The 15,860-nt window shown below is 40.9% G+C and carries 18 protein-coding genes; 16 read left to right on the top strand and 2 right to left on the bottom strand.

Annotated elements, in window-relative coordinates; translation table 11 throughout:
* Positions 1-113 precede the first annotated feature (113 nt).
* From M0696_RS12945 to M0696_RS12870, 16 genes are all read left to right on the top strand, one after another.
* Positions 114-563 (top strand): phage tail assembly chaperone, encoded by a 450-nt coding sequence (locus M0696_RS12945; RefSeq protein WP_248602019.1) that lies wholly within the window; start codon positions 114-116, stop codon positions 561-563.
* A 41-nt stretch (positions 564-604) separates the two neighbouring features.
* Positions 605-742, top strand: a complete 138-nt coding sequence (locus tag M0696_RS12940; protein WP_021480099.1) for a hypothetical protein — start codon at positions 605-607, stop codon at positions 740-742.
* Positions 743-744: 2 nt separating this feature from the next.
* Positions 745-5,502 carry a phage tail tape measure protein gene (locus M0696_RS12935; RefSeq protein WP_248602018.1) on the top strand — a complete coding sequence of 1,586 codons (4,758 nt, stop codon included), beginning with the start codon at positions 745-747 and terminating at the stop codon, positions 5,500-5,502.
* Positions 5,495-6,154, top strand: a complete 660-nt coding sequence (locus tag M0696_RS12930; protein WP_187957551.1) for a LysM peptidoglycan-binding domain-containing protein — start codon at positions 5,495-5,497, stop codon at positions 6,152-6,154. Before M0696_RS12935 ends, M0696_RS12930 begins: the two co-directional genes overlap by 8 nt.
* Positions 6,155-6,166: 12 nt before the next feature.
* Positions 6,167-7,147 (top strand): XkdQ/YqbQ family protein, encoded by a 981-nt coding sequence (locus M0696_RS12925; protein WP_187957552.1) that lies wholly within the window; start codon positions 6,167-6,169, stop codon positions 7,145-7,147.
* A complete protein-coding gene (locus M0696_RS12920; RefSeq protein WP_019715084.1) occupies positions 7,144-7,410 on the top strand; it encodes a DUF2577 family protein in 267 nt (88 codons plus the stop codon). Before M0696_RS12925 ends, M0696_RS12920 begins: the two co-directional genes overlap by 4 nt.
* A 12-nt stretch (positions 7,411-7,422) precedes the next feature.
* Positions 7,423-7,848, top strand: a complete 426-nt coding sequence (locus tag M0696_RS12915) for a DUF2634 domain-containing protein (protein WP_187957553.1) — start codon at positions 7,423-7,425, stop codon at positions 7,846-7,848.
* Entirely contained in the window at positions 7,841-8,887 is a 1,047-nt protein-coding gene (locus M0696_RS12910; protein WP_187957554.1) for a baseplate J/gp47 family protein, read from the top strand. The genes M0696_RS12915 and M0696_RS12910 overlap by 8 nt, the downstream gene beginning before the upstream one ends.
* On the top strand, positions 8,871-9,449 hold the full coding sequence (locus tag M0696_RS12905; RefSeq protein ID WP_248602017.1) for a YmfQ family protein: 579 nt from the start codon (positions 8,871-8,873) through the stop codon (positions 9,447-9,449). Before M0696_RS12910 ends, M0696_RS12905 begins: the two co-directional genes overlap by 17 nt.
* Positions 9,446-9,718, top strand: a complete 273-nt coding sequence (locus tag M0696_RS12900) for a hypothetical protein (RefSeq protein ID WP_187957556.1) — start codon at positions 9,446-9,448, stop codon at positions 9,716-9,718. Before M0696_RS12905 ends, M0696_RS12900 begins: the two co-directional genes overlap by 4 nt.
* 2 nt (positions 9,719-9,720) lie before the next feature.
* Positions 9,721-10,815 carry a hypothetical protein gene (locus M0696_RS12895; RefSeq protein WP_248602016.1) on the top strand — a complete coding sequence of 365 codons (1,095 nt, stop codon included), beginning with the start codon at positions 9,721-9,723 and terminating at the stop codon, positions 10,813-10,815.
* Between the two features lie 9 nt (positions 10,816-10,824).
* Positions 10,825-11,160 (top strand): XkdW family protein, encoded by a 336-nt coding sequence (locus tag M0696_RS12890; protein ID WP_040082456.1) that lies wholly within the window; start codon positions 10,825-10,827, stop codon positions 11,158-11,160.
* Positions 11,157-11,321, top strand: coding sequence for an XkdX family protein (locus M0696_RS12885; RefSeq protein WP_040082457.1), 165 nt, complete (start codon positions 11,157-11,159; stop codon positions 11,319-11,321). Before M0696_RS12890 ends, M0696_RS12885 begins: the two co-directional genes overlap by 4 nt.
* An 87-nt stretch (positions 11,322-11,408) precedes the next feature.
* The gene (xepA, locus tag M0696_RS12880; protein WP_248602015.1) at positions 11,409-12,302 is read left to right on the top strand and encodes a phage-like element PBSX protein XepA; all 894 of its coding nucleotides are present in this window, start codon (positions 11,409-11,411) and stop codon (positions 12,300-12,302) included.
* Positions 12,303-12,345: 43 nt separating this feature from the next.
* Positions 12,346-12,768, top strand: a complete 423-nt coding sequence (locus M0696_RS12875; RefSeq protein WP_248602014.1) for a phage holin family protein — start codon at positions 12,346-12,348, stop codon at positions 12,766-12,768.
* Positions 12,769-12,811: 43 nt separating this feature from the next.
* Complete coding sequence (locus tag M0696_RS12870) at positions 12,812-13,630, top strand: peptidoglycan recognition protein family protein (protein WP_248602013.1); 819 nt, start codon at positions 12,812-12,814, stop codon at positions 13,628-13,630.
* 38 nt (positions 13,631-13,668) lie between these two features.
* On the opposite strand, the gene M0696_RS12865 is transcribed toward M0696_RS12870, so the two are convergent.
* Entirely contained in the window at positions 13,669-13,968 is a 300-nt protein-coding gene (locus tag M0696_RS12865; RefSeq protein WP_187957601.1) for a contact-dependent growth inhibition system immunity protein, read from the bottom strand.
* Between the two features lie 4 nt (positions 13,969-13,972).
* Positions 13,973-15,853, bottom strand: a complete 1,881-nt coding sequence (locus tag M0696_RS12860; protein ID WP_248602012.1) for a ribonuclease YeeF family protein — start codon at positions 15,851-15,853, stop codon at positions 13,973-13,975.
* Positions 15,854-15,860: the final 7 nt, after the last annotated feature.

The raw sequence follows: 15,860 nt of genomic DNA, 5'->3' as shown, positions 1-15,860 counted from the left end.
CTAAGGTAGCTTCAAGAATCTATTATACATGAATTATATGGAAAGCACATTCAAAAAGAATGAATGTGCTTTTTTTATTGTCCAAAACTAAAAAGTAAAAGGAGCTAATAAACATGCGTGAAAAACAAAATGAAAAAGTATACGATCTTTCATTCTTTATGCCAGGACAAACAATTGAAGCGGAAGAAGTAAAAGTACCGATTTCTAAACGATTTGTAGACAAAGATGGCAATGTTGTTCCATTCATTTTCAAAGCAATTACGACTGAACGAATTGACGAGCTGGAGAAAGAGAATACGACTTACAGAAATGTAAAAGGCCGCGGTCGCGTAAAGGAGTTGGACAGCCAACGCTTTTATGCTCGTATTGCGGTTGAAACGACTGTTTATCCAAACTTTAAAGCTAAGGAACTACGTGAAGCTTATAAAACAGAAGATCCGGTGGAAGTTGCAAAACGTGTTCTTTCAGTCGGCGGTGAGTATGCGAACTGGCTAAACAAAGCAATTGAAATCAACGGTTTTGATGATGATCTCGAAGACCTTGAAGAAGCAGCAAAAAACTAGTAAAAGACGGGGACAAAGAGGCTGTATATCTTTACTATGCTATGCATGAGCTCAAATACGCCCCGTCAGAATTAAGAGAACTATATGAGGCTCCGAAAGAATTCAAGGCGCTCTTATATGGGTTAATCGGTTATAAGCTTGAGCTGTTAGAAAAAGAAGCGAAGAAGGGAGGTAATTAACTATGGCTAAACTAACAGCCACGTTTGAATTACATGATAAGATTTCCCGCAAGCTTAGAATGATACAAGGCAATGCAGAAAGACTTAAGAGGGCTGCTAATGGCCCTCTTATTTTTGATGCTGAAGACCGGACTGAAAGAGTTATGCGGCGAATTGACCGATCAGCCAACCGTTTGACCGGTCGGGCTCGATCGATTGAAGTGGATTTAGATGATCGAGCTTCAAATGGCTTACATTCTTTACGCCAGCAAGCTGAGGATCTTACCGAGAGCCGCCATGAGGTGACGGTTTCCGTAAATGATCAAGCTACACCGCGTTTTCGCTTAATCCGTGGAGGTCTTTCTGATTTGAACGACTCAAGCGCTGAACCATCTGTATCTGTTCGTGATCATGCTTCAAACCAATTAGATGAGATCCGTCGTCATGTGTCCGATGTAGACAGCGAACATGCTGAGCCAACTGTCTCTATTAAGGATAGAGCTTCAGCGGCTCTGGATGCTATTGAAGCGAAAATAGACAGCTTGAAGGATGCTACCATTACTCTGGCAGTTGCAGGTGGTTTTTCTACAGGTTCAATTATGGGTTCTGGTAAAAGCACAATGTCTCAGGATGCTTATGTGTCAGCAACTTCAAACGTTAATAAAAAAGATGTTGCAAGAATGACGGATCAGATCTATTTCAATAATAAAGCGGGCAGTTCTCGGGAAGAAGTCAGTGTATCTTTGAGAAACTTATCGCAACAGACAGGGGCATCTAAAAAAGCTCTGGCTGATTTGACTGAGTCGTCAAGTAAGATTGCCCAGCTGATGAATGCTGATCAGGCAGAGGTAGATCGTGCTTTTAGTTCGATGTATAACAACTTGAAATTGTCTGGGAAACAAAGCGGAGACTTAATTGCTTATGTATATCGGAATGCCGGTGACCAAGCTGACGATTTATTGGACACGATGAATGAATACAGTTCCACCTTTAAAGACTTGAAGCTCACAGGCGGCCAAATTGCAAACGCCATGATAAAAGGAACAAAGGGTGGCGCCAGAAACTTCGATAACCTTGCCGATAGTATGCGTGAGTTTAACATCCGCCGAACCGAAATGTCTGATAGCCAAGTGGACGCATTTAAAAAGCTGTTCGGAGCCAAGGAAACTAAGAAAATGTTCAAGGGCTTCAAAGATGGTTCAGTAAGCGGAGAGGAAAGTTTATTTAGGGTGGCAAAAGCCCTTTCTAAAGTGAAAGATAAAACAAAGCGGGCTGCTATTGCAACTGAGCTTATTGGAACACAATACGAAGACCTTAAACAGCCGATTTTAGATATGGCTGAGGGTATTGGTACAAGTGCCAAAACAAGCGGTGAATTAGAACGAAGCTTTACGAAACTTCGGGATAATAATCCGATGACACCGGTTAATGATGCCATAAGAGATTTTGAAAGCATATCTAAGGATATGGGAACTTCTCTGCTAACTGGATTAGGGCCGGCCTTTGATAAAATCAGCTCGTACATTAACAGTAAAGAAGGTCAGGAAAAACTTAAAGAGATCAAAAAAGATATTGCCGATCTTGGAGAGGAGATAGGTGATAAGTTAAACGTAGCCATTGAGTGGAGCGTCAACCATTGGGATGATTTGAAAACAGCGATTAAAGTTGTGATCCCTTCTTTAATTGGGTTGATTGGTTATTTGAAAATACTACGTCCGTTGTTAAAAGGCATAGGTACTGTCGGAAGTGATGCAGCAGGCGTAATTCGAAAATTAATTCCAAAACGTACTCCTAAAGCTGGCACTAATACACAAAGTGAAAGGAGGAACAGAAACAGTAATCGTAATGCCAGCACAAGGGGCAGAGAATCCAAAACTGCCACAGGTCCAACGAGTTTACCTCGAAGCGGCAGCTTAACATGTTGCTGTTGTAGCGATGGAGGTAAAAATGATCGCATTCGTAGAAGACGAGGGAAAAGAGTTTTAGGACCACGCGGTAATCTAAACCGAATGAACCCTTCTGACAGTTCAATTGTTGTGTCATCTGAACGGTTGGAGAGAAGGCGTTCCGGTAGAACTGTAGGTACTAATCCAACCAGAGGATTAAGACCAGCAATAACCACTACGAGATCGGAGCTATACTCAGCTGGTAGAGCTGCAGGCGGTACATCGAAGTTCGGAAAAGTCTTAAGTCCTCTGAAAAGTGTTGGCAAGTTTGCAAAGGGAATCCCTCTATTAGGAACAGCGTTAGCAGCAACCGATTTAATTGGGATGAATAAAGATAATGCTGGTGAAAAAATTGGATCAGCTGGCGGTGGCCTTGCTGGAGCGGCTACAGGAGCAGCTATTGGCAGTGTTATTCCAGGAGTGGGAACAGCCATTGGTGGAGCAGTTGGTGGTATAGCAGGCACCATGGGCGGTTCAAGTTTAGGTAAAGCGTTTGATGGTTCAGAAGTAAAAAAGAAACTAGACAGTACATTATTCGATCAAAAATGGTGGTCTGAAAAATGGTCAGGCATTAAGAGTAATGCGAAGACTTCTCTCAATGGGTTAAGTGATACATGGTCTCATGTAAAAGAAAAGGTAAAGTCCACTTTATTTAATAGTGAATGGTGGTCTGAAAAGTGGTCTGGTGTTAAAAGCTGGGCACAGGACAAATGGAATAGTGCATCATCTGTTTGGGAGTCCGTAAAGGGAAAAATAAAATCCACTTTATTTAGTGAGAAGTGGTGGTCAGGAAAGTGGGAAGGCGTAAAAGGTTGGGCTCAAAGTAAATGGGACAGCGCGTCTTCTGTTTGGCAATCTGTTAAAGGAAAGCTGAAATCCACTTTATTTAGCGAGAAATGGTGGTCAGGAAAATGGGAAAGTGTAAAGAGCTGGTCAAAAAATAAATGGGACAATGCTAAATCAATATGGAAAAGTGTTAAGAGTTCCATCTCAGAAACCCTTTTTAGTAAGAAGTGGTGGTCTGAAAAGTGGCAAAGTGTAAAGGAATTGGGAAGCAGTATTTTAAGTGGAGTAAAAGAAGTCGGTGGGAAAGTAGCTTCAAGTGCGAAAAAAACTGCTGGTAAAGCGTGGGGCTATGTGAAGAGTGGCGTAAATTATTTATTTGGTACGGGAAAAGAAAAGCCTAAGAAACATGCTACTGGTGGTTACATTACGAAGCCAACGATATCTTGGATTGGTGAAGCTGGTAAAGAGTTTGTTATTCCTGTTGAGAATAATAAAGGTCGCGGCAAAATGCTCCTTTCTCAAGCTGCTTCGAAATTAGGGATGAGTGTTGTTGATGATATAACATCTGCTTCATCTGCAGGAGGTGAACCGGCAACTTCCCCGCTAGTCCGTAGTGCGGTGATGGCTGCTTCTGTATCTCCTATTATTGACACATCCAGTCTTGATGAACAAGCAACATCATTTGGTCAACAGTTCACGAAGAGCTTTGATCAAGGAATTAGAGATAATGTTGTTTCTATGGAAGTATGGAAACAGAAAAACGTTGGACAGCCAATGAACAATTTAATCTCTTATTCTCCGAATTACGGAAAGCAAGTGGTCAATGGTTATGCTAAAGGTCAAAACAGCACTTCTACCGGTACAGATGGCTTCTTGCAGACGAAGGTTAAAACACCATTTCAGAACACCGTAAATAAATCCTCTTCATGGGGAAGTGGAACGGTCAAAGGTTTTGCTTCCGGACAAAATAGTTCACAAACTGGTACTGATCAATACGTCAGCACTCATATTAACAAGCCGTTTATCCGCTCTAAAGAATCATCAAACGGATGGGGCAGCGGTATGATCGGTAATTTTGTTTCAGGCATGACTTCTAAGGCAAGTGAAGTCCATGAGGCTGCCAAGGAGCTGGCGAAAAAAGTTGAGAAGGCATTTCGTGAAGAGCTTGATATTCATTCACCTTCACGTGTCATGATGAGTCTCGGTCGTTTTGCCTCTATTGGTATTGTAAAAGGTCTGGATTCTGTCGATGTAAAAAAGTTTGCTGAAAAACAAGCAGGTTCACTAGCTGCTGCTTATTCCGGAATGGGAGCAGTTAGCGGAAATGTGAAGCAATGGCTTATGGCAGCTATCATGGCCACAAAGACACCAATGAGCTGGCTTCCAGGGCTGATGACAATTGCTCAGCATGAGTCAGGGGGTAATCCGAAGGCAATTAACTTATGGGATAGTAATGCGAAAGCAGGACATCCATCTCAGGGGCTCATGCAGACAATCCCAAGTACCTTCAACGCACACAAATTGCCGGGAATGAATAACATTCTTAACCCGATTCACAACGCTGCTGCTGCGATTGGCTATATCAAAAGCAGATATGGATCAATTAATAATGTACCAGGCATTAGAAGCATGAGACACGGAGGTCCATATGTTGGCTACGCTAACGGCGGACTTATTACCAAAGAGCAGATTGCACGTGTCGGTGAAGGAAACAAAAGGGAATGGATCATTCCGGAGGAGCGAGGCATCCGTGGACGTTATTTATTAGCCCAAGCAGCTAAGGCACTCGGAATGGAAGTCACAGACCCATCTCGAAAAGGTCAAACTGAATTATCTTCCGGTCAGGTAACAGCAGCTACAACAGGTAGTCAGCAAACAACTGTTACAGCATCAGGAGGTAAAGAGGTTATTATTCAGTTTAATGGCGATCAGCATTTTCACAATGATCAAGACATGAACAGTCTTGTAGCTAAGATTAAGCACGCCCTTGTCGATGAGCTTGAACAGGATATCAACATTGGAACGAAGGGAGTCGTTGCTTTTGACTAAATCCATATATGAATTCTGGATTTCACAAGGGAAGGATAAGCTACGGCTTCCTGTCCTTCCTGAACAAATTGATATTTCAAACACAATTCAAAATGAATCAGTAAAAGTGGCTAGTTTTGGAGAGATCACTTTTATTGATAAACCGGGAGCGAAAGAAATTTCGTTCTCTTCTTTTTTTTCAAAGAAACATAGCCCGCTTGCTGAGTATAAGGGATTTCCTTCTCCTGAAAATGCTATTGCAAAGATCGAGAAATGGGTGAAATCTAAAAAGCCGGTTCAATTCTTAATTACTGGAACGAAAATTAATTTAACTTGCAGTATCGAGGTTTTTTCTTATAGCGAGGGCCAAAAAGATATAGGTGATCGTGATTATGAAATAAAGCTGAAGGAATACAAAACCGCATCGCCGCGGAAGATCAAGCAGAAGAAAAAGACAAAGAAGAAACGGCCATCTAAATCAGCTCCTAAAACATACACCGTTAAGAAAGGTGATACACTGTGGGACCTTGCAGGCAAATTTTATGGAGACAGCACAAAATGGCGCAAGATCTGGAACGTCAATAAAAAGGCTATGATTAAGCGAAGCAAACGGAATATCAGGCAGCCAGGGCACTGGATCTTTCCTGGTCAAAAATTAAAGATACCGCAATAAGCAGGTGATGACATGATAGAACTTTTCGTCATTAAAGAAACGGAATGGCTTGAGCTGGTAACTGAAAGTGTTTCACTCGAGGGACAACGGTATCAGGCGCCGCGATCGATCACAGCAAAGATCGTAACGAAACAAGGAACCCATTCATATTACAGCGTATCAGAAGGAGATACGGTTCTGTTTAAGTGGAAAGGGAAAGAGCTGTTTCGAGGTATTGTGTTTTCTCGCAATCCGGAAGAACATGGGCTGACCTTTACGGCTTATGACATGCTGCAATATCTGGTTAAGAACAAAGATGTTTATGTGTTCTCCAATAAACGTGCAGACGAGATTATTAAGCGCCTGGCAAGAGATTTTCAAATTCCAACGACATCCATTGCAAATACAGGTTACACCATTAAATCATTAGTGTTTAAAGATGATACGAGCCTTTATGACATGATTCTAAAAGCCTTGAAACAAACGAAAAGCCAAACCGGAAGGAATTATCAATTATATTCTGCGAAGGGGAAGCTTGGCCTTCGCGCTTGGCCAGATCCGTCAGAAGTATGGGTGTTGGAGACGGGTGTGAACATCACCGGCTATCAATACAGCACTTCAATTAATGACACGGCCACAAAAGTAAAGCTCCGCCGGCAGAAAGACAATAAAACATACACAGCCACCGCAAGTGACAGCTCAGGGATCAGTAAATATGGTGTGCTTCAGTATGTCGAAACGGTTTCTGATAACATTAACCAGGCACAGCTTCAGGAGCGTGCGAAAGTCAAACAGGCACAGAAAAAAGGTGTTAAAAAAGAACTCAAGAGTATTCAAGCGATTGGCATTCCGGATCTTCAGAGCGGCTTGCCCGTCTATATCTCAATTCCGGAAGTCGGGGTTAAGAAAACATACTGGATCGATACAGACAAACACGAATTTAAAGGATCGACACACACGATGACCATTGATGTGGTTGAGAAAAATTCTATCCCTGATGGTGTTTCCTCATGAGATTAAGTGAAGCAATCAAACATTTGGCTGTCCGTGCAGTTGATTCTGAGTCGCCAGTGGATATTCTACCGGCTGAAGTGGTTTCCGTTTCCCCTGTTGAAATAAGGCTTAATGAAAATGACAAATTAATAATACCTGCTGATTTGATTATTGTTCCAAAGCGGCTGCGGGCCGGTGAAGAAGAAGCATTAAATACAGGTGAGCGTGTGATGATTGTCTCCTTAAAAGGCGGGCAATCATTTTTTATTCTCGATAAAATATAGGAGGTGTTTGGAATGGCTTTGTCTCCGGAAATCGAGTTTGAGGATATAGAAGATGACAGCGAAATCATAGAGACCTCGCAAACCTACAAAATAGATTTTGAAAATGGCCGTATCACAAATGAAATCATCACAGGCCTTGAAGCGATCAAGCAGTTTGTATATTTGTCTCTCCATACTGAGCGATACGCATATTCTGTTTACAGTCATGACATTGGAAATGAGCTTCAAGACGTGCTAGCAGATAACGAAACAACAGACGGATATAAGAAAATGGAGATCCCTCGGCTGATAGAGGAAGCACTGATCTATGACGATCGGATTTCTGCTGTTACAGATTTTGAAATAAATAAACAAGGCGAATCATTCCATGTCTCCTTTACTGTCGAAACTGATGAGGGGATGTTGGAGATCGAGGAGGTGCTTGGCGAAGATGTTTGAAGATCAAACCTTTGAAGTGATTATGGATCGAATGTTAAACAGCATTTCAGCGGACATTGATACGAGGGAAGGCAGCGTGATTTTTAATGCCTTAGCTCCTGCAGCCGCAGAATTGGCTAAGTCTTATATTTGGATCGATACGGTGCTGGAACTTGTCTTCTCAGACACAGCACAAGGGGAATTTTTAGATCGTCGGGCTACTGAAGCAGGCATTGAGCGAACGGCTGCCACAAAAGCAGTCAGGGCAGGGGAGTTTACTGAAGGCGTGACCATTCCTGTAGGGTCTCGCTTTTATGTTGATAATCTTTATTTTCAATACACAGCTGACGGGACGTTGGAATGTGAAACAGCGGGGGAAGCAGGGAACGCAAACATATCCGGTCAAAATCTATTGTCATTAGACACAATACCAGGACTCCAAAAAGCGATCGTGAAAGAGATTCTAATCCCTGGCCGAGAAGAGGAGGATGATGACAGTTTAAGGGCTAGATATTTTACCCGCGTGCGTCGGGAAGCTGTCAGTGCCAATAAAGCACACTATAAACAATGGGCTGAGGAAGTAGACGGAGTGGGGAAGGCAAAGATCTTTCCGCTTTGGAACGGGGACGGCACAGTCAAAATTGTCGTGACCAATGCTAACTTGGAACCTGCTTCCGATATTTTAATATCAAAGGTGAAAAACTATATTGATCCTGAACCCGGACAAGGTGAAGGGCAAGCGCCAATAGGTGCCTTTGTCACGGTGGAGAGTGCGGTATGGAAAGAGGTTGAGATTTCAGCCGAGGTACTTCCCGAGGTCAATAGCTCTATCGATCAGGTAAAGCAAGAAATCGAATCAGGTGTATTAAATCTTTTTAAAAAGATTGCCTTTGAAGATAACGTCATCCGTTTATCGCAGATTAATAATATCGTCTACAATTCACCTTCAGTAAGTGATTACGCAGATATTAAAATCAACGGCGTGGCCGAAAATTTGGTTCTGAGTGCCGTCGAAATCCCTAAATTGGGGCAGGTGAACATCATTGAGCAAACTCGATGAAATGACTGCTTACCTGCCGCCGTTCCTTACCAAGTTAAAGGAAATGGCTGAACTTCTTAAAGCGGAAGCTCCGGAATTTGAGAAGCAAAATAACAGCATCTTTGATCTGACAGATCAGCTGTTTGTTACTACGGCAACCTGGGGGCTTGAACGATGGGAAAAGATTTTGAACGTACCGCGGGAATCAGGTGACACCGATGAGATCCGCCGATTGCGCCTAATCTCTAAAATGTCCAATATACCGCCGGCAACATATAAGGCTATTGAACAGGCATTAAATCGGTTCCTGAAAAATCCGTCTGCTCAGGTCAGGCTGCTTCAAGGACAGTACCGTTTTAATGTTGATATTGATATAGATGATATGCAGCATATGAGCGAGCTCATAGAAACATTGGAGAATATGAAGCCAGCTCATTTGGCATATACCTTGCGAGCTGCTTTAAATGAGCCACTCAAGATAAAAGATACTGTCATTTTGAATAACAGAAGGTATCGAAAAGCAAGTGAGCTAAAGGTAGGTTATTCCGTCACGCTCAATAATAACGAGGTGGTCCTTGTATGATTACACAGCTTTATAGAGAGCGAACAGCTGCAGATTTGAAAAATAGAATATCGAAGGTGCTGCTGAATGGAAATGAAACAAAAATTGTGGAACTCACCATTCAGGGTGCTGTTGTCAAGGTGCTTACTCAACGAGAGGAAGATATAAAGCATATTAAGAGTGTGCAGATCCTTGATGAACAAAACAACGTAATTACTGAAAGAACAACAGATTTAGACGTCAGTAATAACAGAACGCTAGATTTTAGGATTACTTTTGAGGTGGTGTAACAATGGCTTATGATGCAAAAACAGATTGGCTCCCGGACGATCCGATTAATGAAGATGATGTGAACCGTTGGGAGAAAGGTATTCAAGACGCGCATAAAGATTTAGCTGTACATAAAAATGACATGAACAACCCTCACAATACAACAAAGGCGCAAATCGGGCTAGGGAACGTTGATAATGTACAGCAAGCTTCGAAAAAAGAATTTGAAGAGCATCTTAATGATTCACAACGGCACATAACACCAGTAGAGCGGGAGAATTGGAATGCAAAAGAAACAACTGCCGGAGCTCAGGAAAAAGCTGATAAGGCTTTATTGGATGCAAAATATTACGTAGATACCAACTACAAAAATAACAATCTGACATTAATTACTGGTGACAATGCTATTCAAGATGCTAGAAAGGGAGGGGAAGAATATCCTTTAGGACTGACCTTAATGGACATTGGTCAGGGCAATACTACAGGGTACCCTTTGAGTTATGGCATTGTCAAAAATGAAAAATATAATAATTACCGATTTACGCAATACTTTTATGGGACAGGAAATGAGTCTGGGACTTACTACTACAGTACAGGAGTTTGGATTAGGCACTGGTGGAGTGGTTCAGGCTGGACAAAATGGGAGAAAATATCGGGTTTTGCTCATGCAAATGTGGGAACTACAGGCATTCAATACTTAAAAAAAGTTGACCATACTAAAATAGCTTTCAATAGAATAATCAAGGACAGTCACAATGCTTTTGACATTAAAAATAACAGGTTTATTGCACCGAATGATGGAATGTATTTGGTTGGTTCAGGAATTTATGTGATAAACTCTCCTTCTTATATTAACCTTCATTTAAAAGTTTATTTAAATGGAAAAAAATACAAAACGCTACATCATATTCGAGGGTATTATGAAAATAGAGATAATGAAATGTACCTTGGTTTAAATGGTAATGCAACTGTCCCAATGAACAAAGGTGATTACTTAGAAATCTGGTGTTATTGTAATTACGTAGGAAATGGTCAAAGGGGCGTGGACGATAAGGATGGATCGTTTAACTTTATTGACATACAGGAATTAGGCGGGAGAAATTATCCAAGATTTTAGGAGGTAACGATGAATATAGGTGAAGCTATTCTTTTTAAATACCCAACAGCTGATCCCACAAAGGATTTTATTGTCCAGAATAATGGTGACGGAACTCCCTCATATATAGCAGAGTGGAATATTAGGGCACCTATACCAACGGAAGCAGAGTTAAAAACTTGGTGGGAAGAGCTTCAGAGTACATCTGCATATGAACCACCAGTTCAAGTGGATCTACTTGCAAGAGAGTTATCTCAGGAGAAGCTAGCCCGTAAACAGTTTGAAGAATTAAACCAAACTTTGGGAAGCGAGCTCTCAAAAATAAAGTTGCAACTGCTTACTCTACAAGGAGGGAAAGATTCATGAATTATTGGATTTGGGCTTTACATTATGACTGGGCTACTCCTGAAATGGTGAAACAGGCAATTCATTATAAAGATTGCTCGCCTGAGGATTTACAAAAAGGAGTGGAGAAAAAACTCATTACAGCTGAACAGTATAAAGAGATCACAGGAGAAGCCATTTAGGGCTTTTTTATTTTTCCTTAAAGGAGGTGGTTCCGTTGTAAACCCATGCTCACCACTAATGATCTACAATAGCAAGGAGGATTTATAATGGCATCATATAGTTTTCAATTTCCAACAGATGCAACGGGTAAGCCAGGAGCGGCTAAACCGTACAGAGAAGGGAACCAGGATTTTATAGTGCCCGTGGCTACTATTTCAGGTAATGCGGAGCTGCTGACAAACGCAGTCTTAAAAGCGACCGAAGTGTACACGCAATATGGCCAAGATCGATTAGGTCAGATTTTAATTTCAAAGGTAAAAGGTCATGCTTATTCTGATCGTGAAGGTACCTTATTCATTGAAGAAAGTAACGATATGAATTCATGGACCACAGTCTCTTCGTTGGTTGTTAAAGCAAATACACTTGGCGAGACTGAATGGATTCATTTAACTAAACGCTATTTCCGTTTCAGATATGTAAATGGTAACCTACAGCAATCAGAATTCTTACTTTACCAGTCATTGGGCGCAGGTGAAGAGGATATAAACATTAAGCACACTGTTCCTATTACAGCAGTTGCTCCGTTCTCAGTCCAGTTAGATAAAAGCGGGTTAACTAATGATGGTCGTTTAAAAGTTCAAACTGAAGGCCTGAACCTTAGCTCATTAGACACTCAAGCAAAAACAATGGATGTTGTTTTTCATGATAAAACAGAAACAATCGGGGAAGGTACTTCGTTAACTGTTGGATCATTTAAAACGTTGCTCATTGAGGTTTATGGAACGGCTGAGACAAGTGAGTTGAAGTTCTGGGGTAAATCCTTATCGGGAACAAAAAGAGCCCTTAGAGGTCAGAAAGTGGATGACGGAATATTTGCCACTAGCACAAAAGGGAAATCAGAAGCCTGGTCTTTTGACATTACCGGTTTTAAAGAAATTGTTATGGAGCTTACAGCTTTAACAAATGGAAACTTTTCAGTTAGAGGGACAGCCGTCTCATAAGATCCGGCTGTCCTTTTTATTTGCCTCGGAGGAGGTGATTGAAATGGAGGAGACAAGTTTGTTTATCAATTTTGAAACATTAGATTTAGCAAGAGTATATTTATTTGGAGGGGTGAAGTATCTTGATTTACTTCTAGTTCTTAGCATAATAGACGTTTTAACAGGAGTAATTAAGGCATGGAAATTCAAGAAACTGCGGAGCCGAAGCGCATGGTTTGGCTATGTCCGCAAGCTGCTCAATTTCTTTGCGGTCATTTTAGCAAACGTTATTGATACAGTCCTCAATTTAAACGGTGTCCTAACATTTGGTACCGTTCTTTTTTATATCGCTAATGAAGGCTTGTCAATAACTGAAAACTTAGCACAGATCGGTGTTAAAATTCCTTCAACAATAACAGATCGATTACAAACAATTGAGAACGAAACAGAACAGAGTAAGGATAACGCAGACAAAGCTGCTGGCTAAGCCAGTGGCTTTTTTATTATGTAGACAGAAGGAGAGAGGATATATGCCAATCAAAGTTGTTAAAAATCTAGTCTCTAAATCAAAATATGGATTGAAATGTCCTAATCCAATGAAAGCTGAATACATCACTATTCACAACACTGCGAATGATGCTTCAGCAGCCAATGAGATTTCTTACATGAAGAATAACTCTAGCTCAACGAGTTTTCACTTTGCAGTAGACGATAAACAAGTTATTCAAGGAATTCCAACTAATCGAAATGCATGGCACACAGGAGATGGAACAAACGGTACAGGGAATCGTAAGTCGATTGGTGTCGAAATTTGTTATAGCAAGTCAGGAGGGGCACGATATAAGGCAGCGGAAAAGCTTGCTATTAAGTTTGTGGCGCAGTTACTGAAAGAACACGGATGGGGTGTTGATCGTGTCCGTAAGCACCAAGACTGGAACGGCAAGTATTGCCCGCATCGTATTTTGTTAGAAGGAAGATGGGACGAGGTTAAGGCTGCCATTGAAAAAGAGTTGAAGGAGCTGGGCGGGAAAACAAGCTCAAGCAAAACAAGCACAGCCAAAAAGAAAACAACAAGCTCAAGTAGCAAGAAAACGTCATATACGCTGCCTTCTGGCATCTATAAAGTGACAAGCCCGATGCGAAAAGGAGACGACGTAAGGCAAATTCAAAAAGCACTGTCTGCACTATACTTCTACCCGGATAAAGGAGCTAAGAATAATGGAATTGACGGTGTGTATGGCCCAAAAACAGCAGATGCCGTAAGACGGTTCCAGCTGATGAATGGACTAAATCCTGATGGCATTTATGGACCGAAAACGAAAGCAAAAATTAAAGGGCTTTTGAAGTAATAAAAGGTCCCTTGAATTTTCAAGGGACCTTTTATGGATTATAAAGTTTCAATATTCTTTTCTATTTTTTGAATAACTTGTTCGAGCCATACTAATGGAGATACTCCGTAACTACGAATGTCCACTCCGTCAGCAGCTTCATCGATAAAATCATTCTTTTCTTCATCCGAATAATCACTGTTAATAAAATCTTTTAATGCTACTATATCAGTTTCTTGCTCTTCTTTTGGAATCTCTTCTAAGTATTCGGCCAGTGCTGATTCTGGAGTTTCTATATCTTGATGAAAAATACCTCCTAGAAATTGAAAAACAGGTTCGGAAATGTTTGTATCTATCATGGTATCACCTCGTTGGGTAGCCAGTTAATATAAAGCTACCATCTTTGTTCTTTTTCAATATAATTTTAGCATTAGTTAAATCAGTAATTGTATCTTCTCCCTTTGGTATTCCTCTTCCTAAAACTTCATTCCCTTTATAAGAGAGTACTAAAGGCTTTTTCACATCACTATTTAACCATTTTTCTATTTTCGCTTTATTATTAGTGAGAGCACTATTAGCAACTCTTTCTGCAGTTGCTCTATCTTTAAATGATGATGAACCGGATATCTTCTTGTTACTCATTTTGCTCTTATCAAGTCTTTGAATTAGTTCTTCGTCGGTCTTCCCAACATGTCTTTCTATAAGATGCCCGCCTTTTGCCTCATGAGCAGCTAATCCTCCACCAGGTGCGAGAGGGGTACTATCACCTTGTTTGACATTACCTATACCCATGTTGTTAGAAGTCTCAGATTTTCTAAGTACACTCTCTTTTTTATCTTCAATAATACTTTTTAATAAAGGCGTATTCTTTATATTATATGTATTGTCGATGTCTTGGGCAATCCCGACAAGTGCAAGATCATTCTTATTTCTAATAATAGAATTGATGTAAGCTTTGCCTTTGTTTATCCCTTTATTGACATGAGCAGCAGCTGTTCCACTTTCAACCACTTTACCTACTTTAGAAAGCTTGGTTGTAGTTTGTACTGCGGCACCCGCACCTTTTGGCCCAACGATATTTCCTATCGCATAACTGATATAATGCCCTTTTTCGTATGCATCGCCATTTACCATTTTATCATTCCATGAGTCGACCAGGTTTGTCCAGATGATTTTTGAATAAGAGGGGACGTTTAATACTGTTGTTATTGTTTTTGTAAGTTTTAATTCGATAGGAAGCTGTGAATATTCCCAGGCGCCCACAACCAAGTCTTTGACGCCATATATCGTATCGTCAATCGCATCGTTAAGCCCATCATTAACTCCATCGATGAAATCAATTGCTGCCTTACCGGCATTGATCACACTTTCACCAACTTCTTCGAGCTGTTTTGCTTGTTCAAGCTGCACCACATATTGTAACTGTGCAGGCTCAAGGTTCTCATACCCGATCTTCTTGGCAATTTCTAAGTATTCATCCGGATCCGTCACTCCGTCAGCTAGCTTCTTCTTCAGCTCTTTGATTTCTCGCTCTTTAGCTTCCTCTTTCTTAATCGTCAAATAAGCTTCTGTACGTTTCTCAATATCGCCCTTTTTCTTATGTATACCACTCTCACGGTACGCCTTGGCGTTGTAGTGAAGAGGCGTAGCGTTTTTGCCTTTGCCAGTTGCTTCTTGGAGCTTTTGGAAATCTGACTTGATGAATTGTTCATTTGGTTCTGACATAGCATATTCTGTCAGTAAATCTTCGTCAAGATCACCTAGTTTTTCAATTGTTTTTTTGCGTTTATCATTGGCATCCGCAAGCTCATCCTTGAAGGTTTCTGTTGAAAACAGGTCGAGCGGGAGGATGTCGTCAATGTCATTTAGGATATCTTTCATGGCTTTTTTCTGTTCAGACATGATGGATTTTGATTTTTTATGGGCGTTAGCCAGTTCATGTTCTAAAAAAGATTCTTCAATATAAGCATCAGAGAGACCTTTGTCCTCGACAGCTCCGGCAATACTGTTAAAAAATGCGATTTTCATATCAATGTAGTCGATCCATTGATCGGTGACACCAACATGATCGTGATAGAATGCTTTAATGTTATTAGCGCCTTTACCTGAGAATTCGCTGTCGTCAAGTTCAGCGACGCTTTGTAAAGCTTTTCTCAAGTTGACCATTTGCGTCCTTAGTTCTTTATATTCTTTGGCGCGGTCTGTAGCTTCAGACATAAGTGTTTTAGCTTCAAAGACTTTCATATTCATA

Origin of the sequence: Bacillus rugosus (assembly GCF_023238245.1) — a bacterium.
GTDB classification, from domain to species: Bacteria; Bacillota; Bacilli; order Bacillales; family Bacillaceae; genus Bacillus; species Bacillus rugosus.
This window is presented reverse-complemented; position numbering and strand designations above follow the sequence as displayed.